We start from the raw sequence: 20727 nt of genomic DNA, 5'->3' as shown, positions 1-20727 counted from the left end.
TTCACTCGCCGGCCTCCAGTTGCTGCCACAGAGTCTGTTCATCGAGTACCGGCACGCCATAGGAACGCGCCACGTGCTGGTTCACCTGAACGGAAAACGCCGTGGCGAAATCCGGCGGCGGCAGCCGGCCACGGTTGTTGTAGTCCGCCACGGCACGGGCCGCCTGCAGCACCATGTCTTCACCGGAGGTGAAGGTCGTGGCAACGCTGCCGGCCTGCACGAACAGTTCGTCCGGACCGATGACAGGCTTGTTCTGGCGGTAGCTGGTCAGCAGGACCAGCCGCGCCGTGCCTGCGGTATAAAGCTGCGGGTCGTTCACCGCGAGCAACACATCCACCTGCGACAACAGGCGAGGCAACTCCCGTGCCAGCGCATTGCTGTCCACGACTTCACTGTGCACCAGCGTGATCTCGCGGCTTTCGGCATAGGGGCCCAGCAAGCCGCTCACCCAGGCGCTGCCGGGGCTGGTGAGCACACCGATGCGGTAGGCGCCGGGAAACAGCAAACGCGCCAGGCGCAGTTGCCGGATCGGATCCGTTTCACTGAAGAAGGCACTGCAGCCGCAGCCGGCCGTGAAGGCTTCCAGCGCCACGTCGCGGCTGACAAACAGGCCCAGCACCGGACGGCGCAGCGTCAGGGCGTCGCGGAAGGCGTTGTCGCCCAGCGCCAGCGTGAGATCAGCCTTGCGCGGCTCGACCCAACTGATGTCGTCACCGGACAGCTGCCCCAGCTCCTCATCAAGCGCGACACTGAAGCGTTCCCGGAAACCGTCAGAAGCCCCCGTGACCGCCAGCTTCACACCGGCCGCGCCCACACCCTGCGCCGCCAGGCACAGTAGCAGGACAACCAGTGCGGGCCGCCATGGCCTCATGACGACGCCTGTCAGAAGTTTATCGCCACGGAAAACCAGTATCGGCTGTTGTCGCGGTAGAGGTTCTCGTCGAAGACGACGGGATCACCCGAGAGGTTGTGTTCAATCATGGCGCGCAGCTCCAGTTCCGTTGGGCCGAGATGATAACGTTTGGCCAGTTGTGCGGTGGCCTGTTCGTAGCGGTAGTCGTTGTAATCTTTAGCCAGATAGTAGGCCGAAGAGAACAACCAGCCATCAGCAAAATCGTAACGCCACAACAGACTGCCACTGTTACGGGCAATCAGACGGCGTTCAAACCCGGTGGTCGCTTCGGTCAGCACCCGGGCCGCCGTGAGCCGCAGCAGGTGTCGCCGGTGCGGCCACCAGGCGAGCTGGGTTTCCCAACCCCGATGATCCACTCTATCGGCATTGCTGGCCTCAAACTGAAACGGGTTCACGGGACGGCTGATCAGATCGCTGAGCCTCTCGTTGAAGAAGCGTACATCAATCTCGAATTGCCCCATGCGACCGAAATAACCCAGTTCACGTGAGCGGATGCGCTCGGATTTCAGCATGCCGTCGCTGCGCTGGGTCAGGAACAGTTCCGGCTGTGTCCAGCCGAGCAGCGCCACGGCGTTATCGCGGTAGTCCGCCGGCAGCTTCTCCGGCCGGATGCTGGTGTCGGCCTGATCCTCGTAGACGTCCACACTGCGCACGGCGCGCGAATAGACCAGCCGCACACCATGGCCTGGCGCCGGAGTCCAGATCAGCGCCGCGCGCGGACTGAATTCACTGCCGTTGATCTCATCCCATTGGTAGAACCCGCCGAGGTTGATGCGCACCGGGTCCAGCGGCATCAGCTCCAGGTTGCTGAACAGCGCCTGGCTGTTGTTTTCGTGCGTGCCGCGCAGGAAGACCTGGGAAACCGCACGGTCCTGGCGCACGTTCGCGCCGGTGACCAGGCGCACCCGGCGATGCAGTTGCAGCGTGTCCTCGATTTCCAGGTCGGCGCGCTGCTCTTCCACCTGCTGTCCGAGCCCATGGCAGAACGGCGCCGCCCCGCTGCCGGCGAGCGTGCTGTAACGGTTGAGCACCGCCGGGTCCGAGGGAAACGCCGCCAGGGTGGCGTCCAGGTCACGGTTATTGGCGTTGTAGAGGTCGCGCAGCTCGCGGCTGTAGAACACGCCGCCGCCCGGGCCCGGCAGGCCGGTCAGCGGGTCCAGCGTGCAGACACTCTGCGAGAGGGCGGCACGGGTGTACTGGGCGTAGGTCTGCACACGCAGCTGGTGCTGATCGGATATTTCGCGCGACCAGCGCAGTTGCAGGAAGCCGGAGCGGTTGTCTTCCTCCGGCAGCCGGGTGTAGTCGACAAAGGTCAGCAACCCGGAATCCACCGGCCGCTGCAACGCGGTGCGGGCACCACCGGCAAACACTTCCAGCGTGTCGCGCAGGTTCAGGTGATGGGCCAGCCGCAGGTTGAAGGTGTGCACTTCCCTGGCATCGCGCAGGGGGCGGCCCAGGTAGAGGATGTCATCATCATAGCCCTCGTCAGCACGGCGCGCAGCGGTCAGCCGCAGGCCGCCATCGGACCAGCGCCGGCCGTCGGTCAGGCGCACATCGCGCACACCATTGTTGCCGCCACGGATGCTCACCGTGGTGCCGATCACGTCTTCCGGGTGGCGGCTGATGATGTTGATGATGCCGGTAAAGGCGTTGGCACCGTAGGCGGCGGCGTTGGGGCCGCGGGTGACTTCGATGCGCTCGATGTCCTCGACTTCCAGCGGGATATCGTTCCACAGCACCCGTGACAGGCCCGGCTGGTACACCGAGCGGCCGTCCACCAGCACCAGCATGCGGCGGGTATCGCGGGCCTGGGTGGCATGATAGGCGACGGTGGGGACGTTACCGTCCACTTTCAGTGCCGCCATGCCCGGCACCAGACGGAACAACTGGTAGATTTCCCGCGCGCCGCTGGCCTCGATCAGGCTGCGATCAATGACCGTAACGCTTGCCGGCACTTCCGACTGCGGCTGGCGCAAGCGCGCGGGGGTGAGCACCACCGGCATGCCGGAGGCCGACGCCCCCGCATCGTCGTGTCCACTGGCCGGCGGCCAGTCCAGCGCGGCAACCGCGCCCTGGCTGGAGGCGGACATCACCAGCACAAGCAACAGGCTTCGCATGAGCTCCCCGATCAATCATTATTTCGGGGCAGTGTACTCTCAGCCAGAGGCCGGCTATAGCGCCTTTTGGCGTACCACGCGATGAAGGTGTCAGCGTTTCACGTGTTTCATCAAGCGTTTCTTGCGGCGGATCTGGCGCTCGGTGAGGGTGTTTTTCTTGCCCTCATAGGGGTTTTCGCTGCTCTTGAACTCGACCCGCACCGGCGTACCTTCCAGTTTCAGTTGCTCACGGAAGCGGTTTTCCAGATAACGCCGATAACCCGCCGGCACGGAATCGGCCTTGCTGCCGTGGATGATGATGCGCGGCGGGTTGCTGCCGCCAATGTGCGCGTAGCGCAGTTTGATGCGGTTGCGGCCCACAATGGGTGGCTGATGGCGGGCGACGATGGCCTCCATCATTTGCGTCAGGCTGTTGGTGCTGACTTTCGGGAACGCCGACGCCCAGGCGCGCTCGATCAGCGGGTACAGGTCGCCCACACCGGTGCCGTGCAGCGCGGAAATGGTGTGAACGCGCATCCAGGGCGCAAACTCCAGCCGGCGGCCCAGCTCGGCCTTGACCTGTTCCCGGTGTTCCACTGACAGACCATCCCACTTGTTCACCGCCATCACCACCGAGCGGCCGGCTTCGATGATATAGCCCAGCAGGTGCAGGTCCTGTTCGGTGAGGCCCTCGCGGGCGTCGATCACGATGACCACCACATGGGCGTCGTCGATCGCCTGCATGGCCTTGATCACGGAGAATTTTTCCACCGCCTCGAACACCTTGCCGCGCCGGCGGATGCCGGCGGTATCCAGCAGCGTGTAACGCTTGCCGTGGCGCTCGTAGGGAATCTCGATGGTGTCGCGGGTGGTGCCGGCCATGTCGTAGACCACCACACGTTCTTCGCCCAGCAGGCGGTTCACCAGGGTGGACTTGCCCACGTTCGGGCGGCCCAGCACAGCCACCTTGATGCCGGAATCGGCGGCCTGCTCTTCGGCATCGACTTCCGGCGGCAACGGGAATGGCGCCAGCACGTTTTCCAGCATGCGCCGCACGCCCCGGCCGTGCACAGCGGCAATGGCGTGTACTTCGCCCAGGCCCAGGGCGTAGAACTCGGCCATGGCGGAGTCTTCGTCCAGACCGTCGGTCTTGTTCACCACCAGGTGCACGGGCTTGTTCAGGGTGCGCATCAGCTGCGCCAGTTGCTGGTCCGCAACGGTCAGGCCGGCCCGGCCATCGACCAGGAACAGCACGGCATCGGCCTCGGCCAGCGCCAGCCGCGCCTGCTCGGTGGTCGGTTCGGCCACGCCTTCCAGGCCTTCGCCGATACCGCCGGTGTCGATCACCACGTAGGGGCGGTCGGCGCCACGCCCGAGGCCGTATTTACGGTCGCGGGTCAGGCCGGGCATGTCCGCCACCAGCGCGTCACGGGTGCGGGTCAGGCGATTGAACAGGGTGGACTTGCCCACGTTGGGACGGCCCACCAGGGCCAGCACGGGTTTCATTAAGACTCGGTCACTCAGATAGCAGGACACCCGCCTGCGCGGGTGTCACTCGTTAAACAACAGACGGCGGTCAAGGCCGCCGCCGGTGTGTGATGTCAGCGATCTTCCAGTACGTAGGCCGCCAGCCGGCCACGCCGGCCATACACGTACAGCACATCATCACGAACCACCGGTGCGGCGGCAAATCCCTTCCGATGGTGTCGGGTGCGGGCGGTAATCCGGCCGCTGGCAGCGTCGATCCAGTGCAGATAGCCCTCGGCATCGCCCACCACCACCTGGCCGCGCTGCACGGCCACGCCAGTCAGGCCGCGGCCATAAAGCAGGTCCAGCTTCCACAGGGTGTTGCCGGTGCGCTGGTCGATGGCCCATACGTGGCCGGTACTGTCGGCCACGAACAGGCTGCCCAGGGCGCTGGCCATCTGGGTGGAGGTGGACATGTCCTTGGTCCAGTAGGGCCGGCCGGCCTCCTGGTCGAGCACGGCCACGCTGCCCTGGAAGGTGGCGGAAAACACACCGCCGCCCTCGACGATCAGGTTGTTGCTGATATCCACCAGCCGCTCCAGTTCGGAACGTCCGGTCGGCTCGGCCACGCGGCGTTCCCACACCGGGATGCCGTTCTCGATATCCAGGGCGGCTACCTTGCCGTTGGCAAACGCCACATAGACCCGGTCCCCGACGATGGTCGGCGTCGCCGCGCCACGCAGGATCAGGATCGGCACCGGGTTGTCGAAGCGCCAGCGCTCTTCGCCGGTTTCACTGTCCAGCGCCACCACCTGGCCGTCCAGCGTCTGCACCACCGCCAGCGACGCGTTCATGGCCGCCGGCGACAGCACTTCGCTGCTCAGGCGAATGCGCCAGAGTTCGCTGCCGTCGTCTTCCGACAGGGCCACCACATCGCCTTCGCGGGTGCCATAGACCACCTTGCCGTAGCCGGCGTACAGGCCGCCGCTGATGCGGTCATCCGTCCGCGTGCGCCACAGGCGCTTGCCGCGCTCCAGTTCGTGCGCCTCCACCAGCCCTTCCAGGTCGGCAGCGTACACGGCCCGATGGGTCACCGCCGGCTGCAACCGCAGCCAGGCCTTGTCGATGCCCTCGCCGATGCCAGTGGACCAGGCCCGCTCCACTTTGAACTCGCGCTCGAAGTCCGGCAGCGGGTTCGGTTCGATGGCGTTCGGGTTGCTGCTGCACCCCGCCAGCGCCAGCGCGGCGGCGGCCAGCAGGGCCAGACTGTTGCGTTTCGACCTCAGGTTCACCAATGCGTACACCTTTGCTCTGCGCGGCCCGGTGGCCGGTCAGGATTACCCGGCTCAGGACGCCGGGGCGATATCTTCCAGTTTCATGCGCACCCGTTCGCGGGCGCTGTCGCCGGCGGGCAGGTTTTCGATGGCGCTGTCGTAGGCGCCGCGCGCATCCTCGGCACGGCCCGCCAGACGCAGCGCATCACCACGCACTTCGGCCGCTTGGCCCGCCCAGGCTTCCGGGAACGTACCGTCCAGTTGCTTGAGCGCGCCGTCGGTATCACCGGCCTGCACCAGCACCCGGGCCAGACGCACCCGCGCGGTGTAGACCAGCGCATCATTGTGGCCCGCGCTGATCACGTCGTTCAGTACCGCACCGGCTTTCTCGTAATCGCCCTGCGTCACGGCCACGCGGGCCAGTGTCAGTCCGGCGTGGCCGGCGTAGGCGCTGCGCGGGTATTCCTCGCGCAGGGTGTTGGCATGTTTCTCCGCTTCGGCCAGTTGTGACGGCTCGTTGCCGCTGCCCAGGGCAGCCATCATCTGTTCGTACACGGCGGAGGCGGCTTCGGCGTTGGCCGTGCGGCTGCCGGTCCACTGCCGCCAGCCGATCACCACCGCCAGCGCGATCACCACGGAAATGATCAGCGAGCGGCCATTTTTCTCCCACCAGCCACGCAGCGCTTCGACTTGTTCTTCTTCAGAGTTGTACACCGGTTGTTCTCCTCGATTGTGTCGACAGAAGCGGCCCTCACCGCTTCTCCCTTCCCTTGTTTTACGGCAGCAGCCCGGCCAGGGTCTGCGCCAGCGCGTCGCGCGCCACCTGTTGCTGCTCGCCATCCTGCCGCAGCGGCTTGACGGTGACCAGCCCGGCGTTGAGTTCGTCCTCGCCCAGCAGCAGCGCAAACCAGGCGCCGCTGCGGTCGGCCTTTTTCATCTGGCTCTTGAAGCTGCCGCCACCACAGTGGCACTGCACCCGGCGGCCCGGCAGCGCATCGCGCAGTTGCTCGGCCAGCGTCAGGGCCGCACCGGCCTCCGACGAGACAATATAGAGTTCGGCATCCGGCCGCAGTTCCGGCCGGCGCTGTTCCAGCAGCAGAATCAGCCGCTCGATACCCATAGCGAAGCCCACGGCCGGGGTCGGCTTGCCACCGAGTTGCTCGACCAGGCCGTCGTAACGGCCCCCGGCACAGACGGTGCCCTGGGCGCCGAGGGCATCGGTGACCCACTCGAACACTGTCTTGCCGTAATAATCCAGGCCACGTACCAGACGCGGGTTCAGGGTGTATGCGACCCCGTTGGCCTGGAGCAGCGCGCACAGCCCGTCGAAGTGGCTGCGAGCCTCGTCGCCCAGGTAATCGGCCAGTTGCGGCGCGCCCGCCAGCACGTCGCGTGTGCCGGCGTCCTTGCTGTCGAGTACCCGCAATGGGTTACGCTCCAGCCGGCGGCGGCTGTCTTCATCCAGCCGGTCTTCGTGGGCCTTGAGGTAAGCCACCAGCGCCTCGCGATACCGGGCACGGTCGTCGGCGTCGCCCAGGCTGTTCAATTCCAGCGTGACCTGATCGGCCAGGCCCAGTTCGCGCCACAGGCGCGCGGTCATGATGATCAGCTCGGCGTCGATGTCCGGGCCGGTCATGCCAAAGGTTTCCACGCCGATCTGGTGAAACTGACGGTAACGGCCCGCCTGCGGACGCTCGTAGCGGAACATCGGGCCGCGATACCAGAGCCGCTGGGTCTGGTTGTACAGCAGGCCATGCTCTTCGGCCGCGCGCACGCAACCGGCGGTGCCTTCCGGACGCAGGGTAACGGAATCGCCACTGCGGTCATCGAAGGTGTACATCTCTTTTTCGACGATGTCGGTGACTTCCCCGATGGAGCGCTTGAACAGCTCAGTACGCTCCAGCACCGGCATGCGGATCTCGCTGTAGCCATAGGCATCCAGCACCCGGCCGACACGCGTCTCCAGGTACTGCCACAACGGGGTCTGCGCCGGGAGGATGTCGTTCATGCCCCGGATCGAGGTGACTTTCTTGCTCACGAAAACTCCTGGCTAAAACAGGCGGCCCGGGGCGCGCCGTCTTACCAGCACGCCCCGGGCCGCGATCAGTCAGCTTTGCTGGCTGCGTAGAATAACACCGGCCTGTTCGTCTTCCCGCATGCGGCGCACTTTCTCACGCACCATGCGCTCCAGCTCCTCCACCAAATCCTCTTTGAGGATGTGGTGGCTCTTCTCGCCATCCACATAGGAGAGGTTGTTGGGAGTGCCGCCGGTGAGGCCGACATCCACCTCACGCGCCTCGCCGGGGCCGTTGACCAGGCAGCCGATCACCGCCAGGTCCACGGATTCATTGATATCTTCCAGCCGTGCTTCCAGCGCGTTGACCGTGGAGATCACATCAAAGTTCTGCCGCGAGCAGCTCGGGCAGGCGATGATGTTCACGCCTTTCTTGCGCAGGTTGAGGCTCTTGAGGATATCGAAGCCGACGCGGATTTCCTCGACCGGGTCCGCCGCCAGCGAAATACGGATGGTATCGCCAATGCCTTCCATCAACAGCATGCCCAGCGCCACCGATGATTTCACCGTGCCAGAACGGAACACACCCGCCTCGGTCACGCCCAGGTGCAGCGGCTGCTCCATCAGCGCGGACAGCTTGCGGTAGGCCTGCACGGTCATGAACACGTTGGAGGCTTTGACGCTGACCTTGAAATCGTGAAAGTCGTGGCCGGTGAGAATGTCCGCATGACGCATGGCGGACTCCACCAGCGCATCGGAACAGGGCTCACCGTACTTGCGCTGCAGCTCCTTCTCCAGCGAACCGGCGTTGACGCCGATGCGGATCGGGATGCCGTGGTCGCGGGCGGACTGGATCACCGCGCGCACACGGTCCTCGCGGCCGATATTGCCGGGGTTGATGCGCAGGCAGTCGGCGCCTTCGTCGGCCACTTTCAGGGCAATCTTGTAGTCGTAGTGGATATCCGCCACCAGCGGCACGTTCACCTGCTTGCGAATCCTGCCGAACGCCTCGGCGGCGTCCATGCTCGGCACGGACACGCGCACGATATCGGCGCCGACCTCTTCCAGGCGGCGAATCTGCGCTACGGTGGCCTCGACGTCGCAGGTCTCGGTGTTGGTCATGCTCTGCACGCTGATCGGTGCATCGCCACCCACCGGCACCTTGCCCACCATAATCTGCCGCGTCTTGCGGCGCTGGATATCAATCTCGGGCTGCATGTCCACTTGGGGCTCTCCAGAAAACGGTTACGGCGCGCTTACGGCACGGTAATGCGGATCACCCGGCCCGGCGCGGCCGTTGGCAGACTCTGTGTCTCACCATTGAATTGCAGAACGGTGACCGCGGCAGCGTTGCCCAGTGTCACACGAAACGGGGCCTCGCCTTCCAGCGCGAGCTGGCCGCCCGAACGCTGCTGGCCCTGATAGATTTCTTCGCCGGAGGCGTCGGTCACCTGTACCCAGCAGTTGCCGCCGAAAGACACCTGCAGTACGTCCAGTGGCGGCGGCTCGTTCATCGCCAGTTCCGTCGGCCCGGCAGGCGGCGCGCCCACCGCCGGCGCTTCCGGCGCAGAAACGCCCGGGGCACCCGCATCATTCTCCTCGGGCAACGCCTCACTGGGCGCTTCCACATTCATTGGTTCCTGCGGCTGGGGGGCCGGCAGCGCAGCATCTTCATCAACACTGCCGGGCGGTGCGGGCAATGTCGCCTGTGGTGTCGACAGCCCCGGCAACTCATCCGGCAGGCCCATGCTGCGCGTGCCCCACCAGCCCAGGCCGATGACGACCGCCACGGCGATGATCACCGCCGGCCACAGCCAGCCGGGGCCGCGCTCGCGCATCACCATATGTACCGGCGACACCAGCTTGTCGTCGCCACGGTCCTGCACCAGCGTCTGGAAATCACGCACCAGGTCTTCCGCTGGCAGGCCCAGCAGGCGCGCGTAGTTGCGTACATAGCCTTTCACGAACGCCGCCTGTGGCAGGCGCTCGTAATCATCCGACTCCAGCGCCTTGAGATAGGTCATCGACAGGTGCAGCCGGGCAGACACGTCCTGTTCACTGAGATTCTGTCGCTTGCGCTCTGTCCGCAGGCGTGCGCCCGGCAGATTGGGCTGCTGCTCTGTCATCCTGCACTCCCGCTGGCGGCCGCGCTGCGCCAGGTGCGCCAGGCCTCCAGTTCCGATGAATTGGGGTACAACTCCCGCAACGCCAGTTCATAACTGGACTGCTTGTCATAGTCGCCATTGGCGGCGGCGATGCGAATACCCAGCCACAGCCCCTGGGCTGTCTGCGGGTTGGCCACCGACGCGTACTGATCGTGGTAACGCCCGGCCACGCGGGGCCGGCCTTCGTCCATATAGATGCCGGCCAGTTCCAGCAGGCTGGCACGTGGATCGCTGACCAGCCGCAGCGAACGGTTGAAGTTCTCGATCGCCTTGTCGCGCTCGCCCAGCGCCAGATAGCTGCGTCCCAGGTTCTCGAACGCCGGGCCACGGCCACTGTAGCCAGGATCGTTGGCAACACGCTCGAACTCGCGCACGGCGCCACGATAATCGCCTTTCTGGTACAGCAGGATGCCGTAGTTATTACGCGCCGGCGCATAGCTGCTGTCGGCGCGCAACGCCTTGCGGTAATGGTATTCCTCGCGTTCGCGGTCGCCTTCGTATTTGTACAGCAACGCCATGGCGTTATGGGCCAGGGCGCTGTTGTCATCCAGATCGACGGCACGGGAGAGATGCTGGCGGGCTTCCACCGGCTTGCCCAACTGCAGGTATTCCATGCCGGCGGCAACGCGGTTCTGCACCGCTTCATGAACCTTGATTTCAGGGCCGCTGCGAGCCACGACACAACCGTTGAGCAGCAGCACGGCGGCCACCACTGTCGCGATCAGGGGGGCAACCCGGGTGATGCGGGACACCTGTTGCCGGATCCTGTGAGTCATCATCACGCTCGCGTCAGGTCACTACTGTTGTTGTGCGTTGTGCGCATCCCCTGCGCCGGTACGCAGGAAAACCGTCTGCTGCCAGCGCTCGGCGCGCCGGGTCCGGTCCATGACCTCACCCACCAGTTGCCCGCAGGCGGCGTCGATATCGTCGCCCCGTGTGGTGCGGATGGTGGTCATCAGGCCATTCTCATTCAGGTACTTGTGGAACGCCAGCACGTCCGGCTTGGCGGGGCGTTCATAGCCGGAATGCGGGAACGGGTTGAACGGAATCAGGTTGAGCTTGATCGGCATGCGGTTGCGCAGCAGCTTCACCAGTTGCCGGGCATGCTCGGGCTGGTCATTGATGCCCTTGAGCAGCACGTATTCCATGGTGATGGACTTGTGCCGGTGCTCCACGCCATCGCTGTAGCGCTGGCAGGCGGCCAGCAGTTCTTCCAGCGGGTATTTGCGGTTCAGCGGCACCAGCACATCGCGCAGCGCATCGTTCGGCGCGTGCAGGGAAATCGCCAGGGACACGTCCAGGTCCTGGCTGAGACGGTCGATCATCGGCACCACGCCAGAAGTGGAGAGCGTGATGCGGCGTTTGGAAATGCCGTAACCGAGGTCGTCCTTCATGATGCGCATGGCGCGCACCACATTGTCATAATTCAGCAACGGCTCGCCCATGCCCATCATGACCACGTTGGTCACCGGGTGCTCGCCGAGATTGCGGCGCGGGCCGAAGGTTTTACTGGCCAGCCAGACCTGGCCGATGATTTCCGCGCTGGACAGGTCGCGCTGGAAACCCTGCTTGCCGGTGGAACAGAAGCTGCAATCCACCGAACAACCGACTTGCGAGGACACACAAAGGGTGCCACGGCGGCCATCGGGGATGAACACGGTTTCCACCGCACCACCGCCGTCCACCTGCAACACCCATTTGCGCGTGCCGTCACGGGAGATGTTTTCCTGCAACACGATCGGTGCACGAATCTCCGCCACCTCGGCCAGACGGGCCCGGAAGGCCTTGCCGAGGTCGGTCATCTGCTCGAAATCGTCCACCTGGTGATGGTGAATCCATTTCAGCAACTGCTGGGCACGAAACTTCTTCTCGCCGATATCGAGGCAGAACGCCTCCATCTCGGCATAGGAGAATCCCAGCAGGTTGACCTTGGCCTGTTCAGTCATGACGGCTCCCGGAAGGCTCAGCGAATACGGTCGCAGAGCTCTTCCTCTTTAAAGAAGTAGCTGATCTCGCGCGCCGCAGAGGTGGCGGAATCAGAACCGTGTACCGCGTTTTCGTCGATGCTTTGAGCGAAATCGGCGCGGATAGTGCCCGCAGCGGCGTCTTTCGGGTTGGTGGCACCCATCAGGTCACGGTTCTGGGCCACGGCGTTCTCGCCTTCCAGCACCTGCACCACGACCGGACCGCTGGTCATGAACGCCACCAGATCACCGAAGAAGGGGCGTTCTTTGTGCTCGGCGTAGAAGCCTTCGGCCTGTTCACGGCTCAGTTGCACCATTTTCATGGCAACCAGGCGCAGACCGGCGTTCTCAAAACGGGATTCGATCTGGCCGATGACATTCTTGGCCACAGCATCGGGTTTGATGATGGAAAGGGTACGCTCAACAGCCATCAGACACTTAACTCCGTCGGTACATATACGTATGAATGGGCGAAATCGGTGCAACATCCCTGGTCGGGGCACCAGAACCGGCGGATTATACGCATCCGGGGTTAAATATGATACCGTTGCCGCCGCGCCAGGGGCGGCGCTTTCACCGGGGCAGGATGAACAAGGATGCTGCACGGATGGCGAGTGAGCACCCACAAACATCCATCCCGCGCAGCCCGCATCCCCGTCGTGGCGATTTTCAATCATCCGGCGGTTATCGTATAATACCTGACCGTTTTACTCTGGTATTCGCCAGACGCCCACAAGGCGCCCGGCCCGACGACACAGGTCTATTGCTATGAGCAGCCAAGCGGAACTGGACAAGCTGATTCGCAGCGACTACGAAGCCGGTTTTGTCTCCGCCATCGAGTCCGACACCCTGCCCCCCGGCCTCAATGAGGACGTGGTGCGGTTCATCTCGCAGAAGAAGGGTGAACCCGAGTGGCTGCTGGAGTGGCGCCTGGAGGCCTACCGCAAGTGGCAGGCCATGCGCCTGCCGGCCTGGGCGCATATTAAGCACCCGCCGCTGGATTTCAACGAGGTGTCGTACTACTCGGCCCCGAAAAGCATGGCCGATGGCCCGAAAAGCCTGGACGAGGTCGACCCCGAACTGCTGCGCACCTATGAAAAGCTGGGCATCCCGCTGCATGAACAGGAGATGCTGGCCGGTGTCGCCGTGGATGCCGTGTTCGACTCCGTCTCCGTGGGCACCACCTTCCGCGCCAAGCTGCTGGAAGCCGGCGTGATCTTCTGCCCCATCTCGGAGGCCGTGCATGAATACCCGGAGCTGGTGAAGAAATACCTCGGCTCTGTTGTGCCGCAGGGCGACAACTTCTATGCCGCGCTGAACTCCGCCGTGTTCTCCGACGGCTCGTTCGTCTATATCCCCAAGGGCGTGCGCTGCCCGATGGAGCTGTCCACCTACTTCCGTATCAATGAAGCCAAGACCGGCCAGTTCGAGCGCACCCTGATCGTGGCCGATGAAGGCAGCTATGTCAGCTACCTGGAAGGCTGCACCGCACCGATGCGCGACGAAAACCAGTTGCACGCTGCCGTTGTCGAGCTGGTGGCGCTGCCCGGCGCGCAGATCAAGTATTCCACCGTACAGAACTGGTACCCCGGCGACGCCGAAGGCAAGGGCGGCATCTACAACTTCGTCACCAAGCGCGGCGTCTGCCACGACGATGCCAAGATTTCCTGGACACAGGTGGAGACCGGCTCGGCCATCACCTGGAAATACCCCAGTGTGATCCTGCGCGGCGACAACGCCGTCGGCGAGTTCTATTCCGTGGCGCTGACCCGCAACAAGCAGCAGGCGGACACCGGCACCAAGATGATCCACCTGGGCAAGAACACCAAAAGCACCATCATCTCCAAGGGCATCTCTGCCGGCGGCAGCAGCAATGCCTATCGCGGCCTGGTGCGCATCAGCCCGCGTGCGGAGAACGCGCGCAATTTCACCCAGTGTGATTCGCTGCTGCTGGGCGACCAGTGCGGCGCGCACACCTTCCCCTATATCGAAAGCCGCAACCCGTCGGCGATGGTGGAGCACGAGGCCACCACCTCGAAAGTGTCCGATGACCAACTGTTCCTGTGCCGCAGCCGTGGCATCGACCCGGAAAAAGCCGTGTCGATGATCGTCAACGGCTTCTGCAAGGAAGTGTTCAAGGAACTGCCGATGGAATTCGCGGTGGAAGCCGGCAAGCTGCTGGAAGTCAGTCTCGAGGGCGCGGTGGGCTGACCCCGCCCCATCGCCACCCGCTAAAGAAGATCGCAACAGGATTACACACCAATGCTGGAAATCAGGAATCTGCGCGCCACCGTGGCGGGCGAGGAAATTCTCAAAGGCCTGAACCTGAGCGTGAAGCCGGGCGAAGTGCACGCCATCATGGGCCCCAACGGGTCCGGCAAGAGCACGCTGACCAACGTGCTGTCCGGCCGTGACGGCTATGCCATCACCGGCGGCGAAGCGCTGTTCGAAGGCCAGGACCTGTCCGCACTGGAACCGGAAGAACGCGCCCACGCCGGCCTGTTCCTGGCGTTCCAGTATCCGGTGGAAATTCCCGGCGTCAGCAACCTGGAATTCCTGAAGGCCTCGCTGGAAGCCACCCGCAAGGCCCAGGGCAAAGAACCCTGGGATGCAGTCACGCTGCTGCGCCAGGCGCGCGAGACCTGCAAGCAGGTGGACCTGGACCCGCAATTTCTCAAGCGCGGCGTCAACGAAGGCTTTTCCGGCGGCGAGAAGAAGCGCAACGAGATCATGCAGATGTTGTTGCTGCAACCGAAGCTGGCGCTGCTGGATGAAACCGACTCCGGTCTCGACATCGACGCACTGCAGGTGGTCGCACGCGGCGTGAACTCGTTGCGCAGCCCCGACCGCGCCATCGTGCTGGTGACCCATTACCAGCGCCTGCTGGACTACATCGTGCCGGATTACGTGCACGTGCTGGCCAACGGCCGCATCCTCAAATCCGGCGGCAAAGAGCTGGCACTGGAGCTGGAACAACGCGGCTACGGTTGGCTGACCGGCGAGGAGGAAGCCTCGGCATGAGCGCCACCGCCCAGGAACCGCTCAACGTGCAACTCAAGCAGCAGGCGCTGGCGCTGGCCCGCGCCGGCCTGCGTGAGGATGCCTTGCAGCCGGTGCGTCGCGATGCGCTGGCGCTGCTGGAACATACCGAGTTTCCCGACAAGCGCACCGAACAGTGGAAATACACCTCGCTGCAAGTGCTGACCGCCGGCCACCTGGCCCGTGTTGCCCGCGCCACCGAGGCACCGCTGCCAGCGCCACTGGCCACCCATCGCCTGGTGCTGATCAACGGTCACTATCAGCCAGCGCTGTCGCAACTGCCGGATAACATCACCCTCACCCGTTTCGATGGCAGCAGTGCGCTCTCCGCCGAAACCGCCAGCGATACGCTGCGCACGCCGTTTGCCTGGTGGAACAACGCCACGCTGCACGACGGCCTGCAATTGAGCATTGCCGACGACACCGTGATTGATGCGCCGGTGGAAGTGCTGTTGCTCGCCACCGATGATGCGCCATCGCACTGCCAGACCCGTCTGCGCGTGCAGCTCGGCCGTCACAGCCGCGCCACCCTGATTGAACGCTACGCCGCCATTGGCCCGGTGCTGACCAACGCCGTTACCGAACTGGTGGCCGGCGCCGGCAGCCAGCTCACGCATTACCGCCTGCAGGCGGAACACCCGGAAAGCCTGCACATTGGCACGCTGGTGATCGCGCCCGGCCGTGACAGCAACGTGCAGAGCTTCCAGCTGATGCAGGGCAACGTGCTGCGCCGCAACGACGTACGCGCGATCATGGCCGAGAGCGGCGCCAGCCTGACCATGAGCGGCATTTTTGTCGGCCGTGGCAACAGCCACATCGACAATCAGATCACCGTCGAGCACCGTGTACCGCACTGCCATTCCGAGCAGCTGTTCAAGGGCATGGCCGGCGACACCGCCAGGCTGGTGTTCAATGGCCGCATCCACATCTTCGAAGGGGCCAAGGGCACCAACGCCGAACTGAGCAACAAGAACCTGCTGCTCACACCGGGCGCCGAGGTGGACACCAAGCCGGAGCTGGAAATCTACAACGACGACGTCAAGTGCAGCCACGGCACGACCTGTGGCCAGCTCGATGCCCAGTCGCTGTTTTATCTGCGTTCGCGCGGCATTGAAGCCGCCGAGGCGAAGCGCATGCTCGGTTTCGGTTTCGTCAATGAACTGCTCAGCGCCCTGCCCGACCAGGCGGTGGCCGAGTGGGCCAGGCCCTGGCTGGAACAGGCCCTGACCGAAGCGGAGCCGGCAAAATGAACGCCGCCCTGCCCGCCCCGAACCTGGACGCGCTGCGCGCGACGTTCCCGATACTGGCCAGCGAAGCCTACGGCAAGCCGCTGGTGTATCTGGACAATGCCGCCACCACACAGAAACCGCGCGCGGTGATCGAGGCGATTGAACACTATTACCTGCACACCAACAGCAACGTGCACCGTGGCGCGCACTATCTGGGTGACCTGGCCACTGCAGCCCTGGAAGACGCGCGCGAAAAAGTCGCCGCGTTCCTCAATGCCCGCCGCGAAGAAGTCATCTGGACCCGGGGCACCACCGAAGGCATCAATCTGGTGGCGCACAGTTTTGGCGGCAGTCAGCTCAAGGCCGGCGACGAAGTGCTGATCAGCAGCCTGGAGCACCACGCCAATATTGTCCCGTGGCAGCAAGTCTGCGCACGCACCGGCGCGACACTGCGTGTTATCCCGCTGGCCGCCGATGCGTCGCTGGACCTGTCGAACCTTGACGCGCTGATCAACGAACGCACCCGCATTGTCGCAGTGGTACACGTCTCCAACGCGCTGGGGGTGATCAACCCGGTGGCCGAGATCATTCGCCGTGCCCGCGCCGTCGGCGCCACCGTGCTGCTGGACGCCGCGCAGGCGGTGGCCCATTTCCCGGTGGACGTGCAGGCGCTGGATTGCGACTTCCTGGTGTTCTCCGGCCACAAGCTGTTCGGCCCCACCGGCATTGGCGTGCTGTACGGCCGCCAGGCGCTGCTGGAGACGATGCCGCCGTACCAGACTGGCGGCGAGATGATCGAGACGGTCACCTTCGAGGCCAGCACCTGGAACCAGCTGCCGTACAAATTCGAGGCCGGCACCCCGCACATCGCTGGCGCGGTCGGCCTGGGCGCGGCGATCGACTGGCTCAATGCCCAGGATCGTCAGGCGTTTCTGGCACACGAGGAAGACTTGCGCGACTATGTCACCGAACGGGCGCGCGCCTTCCCCGGCTTGAGAATCATCGGCGACACCCCCAGTAAAGTAGCGACACTTTCTTTTCTGCTGGACGGCGCCCACCCGAACGATGTCGGCACCCTGCTCGACCAGCAGGGCGTGGCGGTGCGCACCGGCCACCACTGCACCATGCCGCTGATGAACCTGCTGGGCATTCCCGGCACCGTGCGCGCGTCCTTCGCGCCCTATAACCGCCGCGACGATATCGACCGGCTGTTCACCGCGCTGGAAAAGGCGGCGAAATTTTTGTGATGCATCGTTTCATCAACAGGAGTGATGCCATGTCAGTTCAGACTTTTGTGCCCGGCGACGCGCGGCAGGTGTCCATGACCGCCACCGCCGAGCAACAGGCGCGCCGCGAGATTGCCCGCGAGCAGGCGCTTGGCCTGCGCCTGGCGGTAAAGCCGTCGGGCTGCTCCGGCTACAAGTACGTGCTGGAATACGTCAAGCAGGCCGAGGACGACGACCATCAGGTCCGCATTGCCGACGGCGTGGTGCTGTTTGTCGATGCGAAAAGCCTGCCGCTGGTGAAAGGCACCGAGATCGATTACGTCACCGAAGGCGTGAACCGCTTCTTCCGCTTCCGCAACCCGAATTCCGAAGGGGAATGCGGCTGCGGTGAAAGTTTCTCGGTCACCGCCTGATGAGCGCACCGATCACGACGCCGGGCGACCGGGAGCAACGCACCGTAGTGACCTCGCGGGACGTGGCCGCGCGCCGCGTGCCCAGCGGGGAAGCCATCACCATCCCGAAGAACAGCTTCGTCAACCTGCGCCAGGCCCTGGGCGGCACCTTTACCGTCACCTACAACGGCAACATGGCGCGCATCGACGGCACCGACGCCGACGCCATCGCGCAACAACCGCTGAAGCTGGAATTCGATCCGCCGGAAGCCGATGGGCGCGTGCGCCAGAGCGATCTGGACAAGACGCTGGATACCATCTTCGACCCGGAAATCCCGATCTCCATTCTGGAACTGGGGCTGGTGTATGGCTGCGACGTGATCCGCCGCGACGACCAGAATGTCGTGCAGGTCCGCATGACGCTGACCGCGCCCACCTGTGGCATGGGCCCGGTGCTGGTGAGCGATGTGGAATACCGCCTGCGCCGCGTGCCGAATGTGGACAAGGTGGAAGTGGCGCTGGTGTTCGACCCGCCCTGGAGCCGCGACATGATCAGCGAAGCGGCACAGGTCGAACTGGGACTTTTTTAATGACTGCACTGGATCTGGACAGCATCGACCTCGGTCGTGGCACCACCGCCGAGGATGTCGTGGACACCCTGTCGTTCTTCGACGACTGGGAACAGCGCTACGAGTACATCATCGACCTCGGCAAGCAATTGCCAGCCTTCCCCGACGACATGAAAGACGAGTCACGTATCGTGCGCGGCTGCCAGAGCCAGGTGTGGCTGGAAACCGGCTTTGACGACGCCAGCGGCGAACTGCGCCTGGCGGTGGACAGTGATGCGTTGATCGTGCGCGGGCTCGCCGCCATCGTGCTCGCGGCACTGAATCGCAAGACACCCCGCGCCGTGCTGGATTACGACATGGATGGCTATTTCGCCAGCATCGACCTGCTGAAGCACCTCAGCCCCACGCGCGGCAACGGCGTCCGCGCCATGGTCAAGCGCATCCAGGACGAGGCCGGCAGGCGCCTCTGACCGTCTCCGCTTAAACCGACAACACCTCAGCCGCCATGGCCGGCCAGCTGGCATCAACACGTAACGGAAACCGGCCATGGCAGACACCGCAAGACGACCTCCCTTTCTGCTGCTCGTGGGCAGCGGCACGCTCTGCACCATTGTGCTGGTGGTGTTCGCACGGCTCGCCTATGGCCTGGTGCTGCCGGCCATGCGCGACAGCCTCGGCCTGTCGAACACGGACATGGCCACCCTCGGCACCATCACCGCGCTGGGCTATCTGTCACTGGTCATGGTCGCCGGCGTGTTCGCCGCGCGCTTCGGTGCGCGCCGCTCCGTGCTGCTGGGATTGCTGATTGCCTGCGTCGGGTTTGTCGGGCTGAGCCAGGCATCGGATTACCGCATGCTGGTGCCCTGGATGGTGCTGCTGGGTTTCGGCACGGCGTTCGGCTATACCCCTCTGATATCCCTGCTTGCAAGCTGGTATCCAAACCGGCGCGGCACCGTGATCGGGCTGGCCAATGCCGGCGTCGGCGTCGGCACTCTGGTCAGCGGTCATCTGGTGCCCTGGCTGATCAGCACCGACACCCAGGACGGCTGGCGCCTGGTGTGGGAAGTGTTCGCCGGGTGTGGCGCGCTGGTGATGCTGGCCGTGTTCGCCTTCCTGCATGACCCGCCGCGCCAGCACGCGCCCGCCGCCGGCACGCCAGGCCATCAGGTGCTGCGCATCTATCGCCAGCCACGTGTGGTGATGGTGGGGCTGGTGTACGGCGTGGTGGGTATGACCTATATCGCCCAGGCGGTGTTCATGTACAGCTTTGCGCTGGACGCCGGCATCACGGAACTGCGCGCCGGGCAGATGGTGTCCACGCTCGGGCTGGTGTCGATTTTCTCCGGGCCGACATGGGGTTCACTGGCGGACCGGATCGGCCACGGCAATACGCTGACGTTGTGCATGGCGCTGGCACTGCTGGCCACGGTGTTGCCGGTGATGGCACCGGCACCCTGGGCGTTCGCCCTGCATTATCCGATGCTCGGGCTGTGTATCGGCGGCCTGTTTACCTCGACACTGGCTGCCGCCAGCAGCAGCGTGCCAGCCTGGCAGAGCGCGGTGGCGGTCAGTTTCGTGACGCTGTTTTTTGCGGCCGGCCAGTTGGTCGGCCCGTATGCGGCGGGCCTGCTGATCGAATGGCACAGTTTTCGCGCCGCGTTCGCCGCCAGTTGCCTGATGATGGTGCTCGGGCTGGTGTTCTGCTGGCGGTTGCGGCGCACCTGACTCAGGCGGCGCCGGCCGCTGCCTGCCCGACACCGCGCTGCACGCGCAGAATTACCCGCTGGCTGCCACTCGGGAGCGTACGTTGTTCCTCCACATCGAGGCGATCTCCGTAATACCCCGCCACGCCCTGTGCACAACCAATGGCCAGCGCGCACATATTGCGGTGTGAGGTGTAATCCAGTTGCAGCAGGTCGTCCTCGATTTCCGCCACACGCACCTTCGGTGGCCGCGCGTCCGGGTTTTTCATCTTCACCACTTTTTCGTGGATGTGATCCTCCACGTTCAGCAGGAAATCCACCGTGCCCCAGTGTGACGGAATGATCGCGCGGTACATGTTGATCAGCGGCGGGATTACCCAGGCACCAAAATCCACCAGGATCTCGTCGCTGGACAGCCCGGTCATGTCACTGGCGGTCTTCACCAGCGCATCGAGATCTTCGTCAGGGTAGAGTTTGATCGGCGCGTACAGCCGCCCTTCCAGGCCGGCGCGGGTCAGCAACAGGTCCCAGGTCTCCGCGCCGAAACGCTCGCCGACCCACTGCTTGAGGTGAGAAAGAATAACACCATGCATGACAGCCCCCTCGTCATGTTTTCTGTCCTTGAAAAAATGCCACCTGTGGTGACATCGCCATCCCGGCGGTGCAGGGCATCATT

The 20727-nt window shown here is 64.4% G+C and carries 20 protein-coding genes; 8 read left to right on the top strand and 12 right to left on the bottom strand.

Annotation, left to right across the window (positions count from 1 at the left end):
* Position 1 precedes the first annotated feature (1 nt).
* The 11 genes from S7S_RS03810 to ndk form a co-directional block, all read right to left on the bottom strand.
* The gene (locus tag S7S_RS03810; RefSeq protein WP_008738151.1) at positions 2–871 is read right to left on the bottom strand and encodes an ABC transporter substrate-binding protein; all 870 of its coding nucleotides are present in this window, start codon (positions 869–871) and stop codon (positions 2–4) included.
* An 11-nt stretch (positions 872–882) separates the two neighbouring features.
* Positions 883–3030 carry a TonB-dependent receptor plug domain-containing protein gene (locus S7S_RS03805; RefSeq protein WP_008738152.1) on the bottom strand — a complete coding sequence of 716 codons (2148 nt, stop codon included), beginning with the start codon at positions 3028–3030 and terminating at the stop codon, positions 883–885.
* Positions 3031–3120: 90 nt separating this feature from the next.
* Positions 3121–4515, bottom strand: coding sequence for a ribosome biogenesis GTPase Der (der, locus tag S7S_RS03800; protein WP_008738153.1), 1395 nt, complete (start codon positions 4513–4515; stop codon positions 3121–3123).
* Positions 4516–4610: 95 nt separating this feature from the next.
* Positions 4611–5768 carry an outer membrane protein assembly factor BamB gene (bamB, locus tag S7S_RS03795; RefSeq protein WP_238582935.1) on the bottom strand — a complete coding sequence of 386 codons (1158 nt, stop codon included), beginning with the start codon at positions 5766–5768 and terminating at the stop codon, positions 4611–4613.
* Positions 5769–5822: 54 nt separating this feature from the next.
* Positions 5823–6464, bottom strand: coding sequence for a YfgM family protein (locus tag S7S_RS03790; protein ID WP_008738156.1), 642 nt, complete (start codon positions 6462–6464; stop codon positions 5823–5825).
* A gap of 61 nt (positions 6465–6525) precedes the next feature.
* Positions 6526–7788: a histidine--tRNA ligase gene (gene hisS, locus S7S_RS03785; protein WP_008738159.1), complete on the bottom strand. Its 1263-nt coding sequence runs from the start codon at positions 7786–7788 to the stop codon at positions 6526–6528.
* A gap of 69 nt (positions 7789–7857) precedes the next feature.
* Positions 7858–8982, bottom strand: a complete 1125-nt coding sequence (gene ispG, locus S7S_RS03780; protein WP_008738160.1) for a flavodoxin-dependent (E)-4-hydroxy-3-methylbut-2-enyl-diphosphate synthase — start codon at positions 8980–8982, stop codon at positions 7858–7860.
* A gap of 38 nt (positions 8983–9020) precedes the next feature.
* On the bottom strand, positions 9021–9890 hold the full coding sequence (locus S7S_RS03775) for a RodZ domain-containing protein (protein WP_008738161.1): 870 nt from the start codon (positions 9888–9890) through the stop codon (positions 9021–9023).
* Positions 9887–10681 (bottom strand): type IV pilus biogenesis/stability protein PilW, encoded by a 795-nt coding sequence (pilW, locus tag S7S_RS03770; protein ID WP_008738162.1) that lies wholly within the window; start codon positions 10679–10681, stop codon positions 9887–9889. Before pilW ends, S7S_RS03775 begins: the two co-directional genes overlap by 4 nt.
* 45 nt (positions 10682–10726) lie before the next feature.
* The gene (gene rlmN / locus S7S_RS03765; protein ID WP_008738163.1) at positions 10727–11875 is read right to left on the bottom strand and encodes a dual-specificity RNA methyltransferase RlmN; all 1149 of its coding nucleotides are present in this window, start codon (positions 11873–11875) and stop codon (positions 10727–10729) included.
* A gap of 17 nt (positions 11876–11892) precedes the next feature.
* A complete protein-coding gene (gene ndk, locus S7S_RS03760; protein ID WP_008738164.1) occupies positions 11893–12324 on the bottom strand; it encodes a nucleoside-diphosphate kinase in 432 nt (143 codons plus the stop codon).
* A gap of 337 nt (positions 12325–12661) precedes the next feature.
* Between ndk and sufB the strand changes: the two genes are divergently transcribed.
* The 8 genes from sufB (at position 12662) to S7S_RS03720 (ending at position 20073) form a co-directional block, all read left to right on the top strand.
* The gene (gene sufB / locus S7S_RS03755) at positions 12662–14104 is read left to right on the top strand and encodes a Fe-S cluster assembly protein SufB (protein WP_008738165.1); all 1443 of its coding nucleotides are present in this window, start codon (positions 12662–12664) and stop codon (positions 14102–14104) included.
* Positions 14105–14155: 51 nt separating this feature from the next.
* A complete protein-coding gene (gene sufC / locus S7S_RS03750) occupies positions 14156–14914 on the top strand; it encodes a Fe-S cluster assembly ATPase SufC (RefSeq protein ID WP_008738166.1) in 759 nt (252 codons plus the stop codon).
* Positions 14911–16182 (top strand): Fe-S cluster assembly protein SufD, encoded by a 1272-nt coding sequence (gene sufD, locus S7S_RS03745; RefSeq protein ID WP_008738167.1) that lies wholly within the window; start codon positions 14911–14913, stop codon positions 16180–16182. Before sufC ends, sufD begins: the two co-directional genes overlap by 4 nt.
* Positions 16179–17408: an aminotransferase class V-fold PLP-dependent enzyme gene (locus S7S_RS03740; protein ID WP_008738169.1), complete on the top strand. Its 1230-nt coding sequence runs from the start codon at positions 16179–16181 to the stop codon at positions 17406–17408. Before sufD ends, S7S_RS03740 begins: the two co-directional genes overlap by 4 nt.
* A 29-nt stretch (positions 17409–17437) precedes the next feature.
* On the top strand, positions 17438–17800 hold the full coding sequence (locus tag S7S_RS03735) for a HesB/IscA family protein (protein ID WP_008738171.1): 363 nt from the start codon (positions 17438–17440) through the stop codon (positions 17798–17800).
* A complete protein-coding gene (gene sufT, locus S7S_RS03730) occupies positions 17800–18369 on the top strand; it encodes a putative Fe-S cluster assembly protein SufT (RefSeq protein ID WP_008738173.1) in 570 nt (189 codons plus the stop codon). The genes S7S_RS03735 and sufT overlap by 1 nt, the downstream gene beginning before the upstream one ends.
* A complete protein-coding gene (locus S7S_RS03725; RefSeq protein WP_008738175.1) occupies positions 18369–18818 on the top strand; it encodes a SufE family protein in 450 nt (149 codons plus the stop codon). Before sufT ends, S7S_RS03725 begins: the two co-directional genes overlap by 1 nt.
* A 76-nt stretch (positions 18819–18894) precedes the next feature.
* Positions 18895–20073, top strand: coding sequence for an MFS transporter (locus S7S_RS03720; RefSeq protein WP_008738177.1), 1179 nt, complete (start codon positions 18895–18897; stop codon positions 20071–20073).
* A 1-nt stretch (position 20074) separates the two neighbouring features.
* On the opposite strand, the gene S7S_RS03715 is transcribed toward S7S_RS03720, so the two are convergent.
* Positions 20075–20644, bottom strand: a complete 570-nt coding sequence (locus tag S7S_RS03715) for a heme NO-binding domain-containing protein (protein ID WP_008738179.1) — start codon at positions 20642–20644, stop codon at positions 20075–20077.
* Positions 20645–20727: the final 83 nt, after the last annotated feature.

It is taken from the genome of Isoalcanivorax pacificus W11-5 (genome assembly GCF_000299335.2).
In the GTDB taxonomy this organism is placed as follows: Bacteria; Pseudomonadota; Gammaproteobacteria; order Pseudomonadales; family Alcanivoracaceae; genus Isoalcanivorax; species Isoalcanivorax pacificus.
This window is presented reverse-complemented; position numbering and strand designations above follow the sequence as displayed.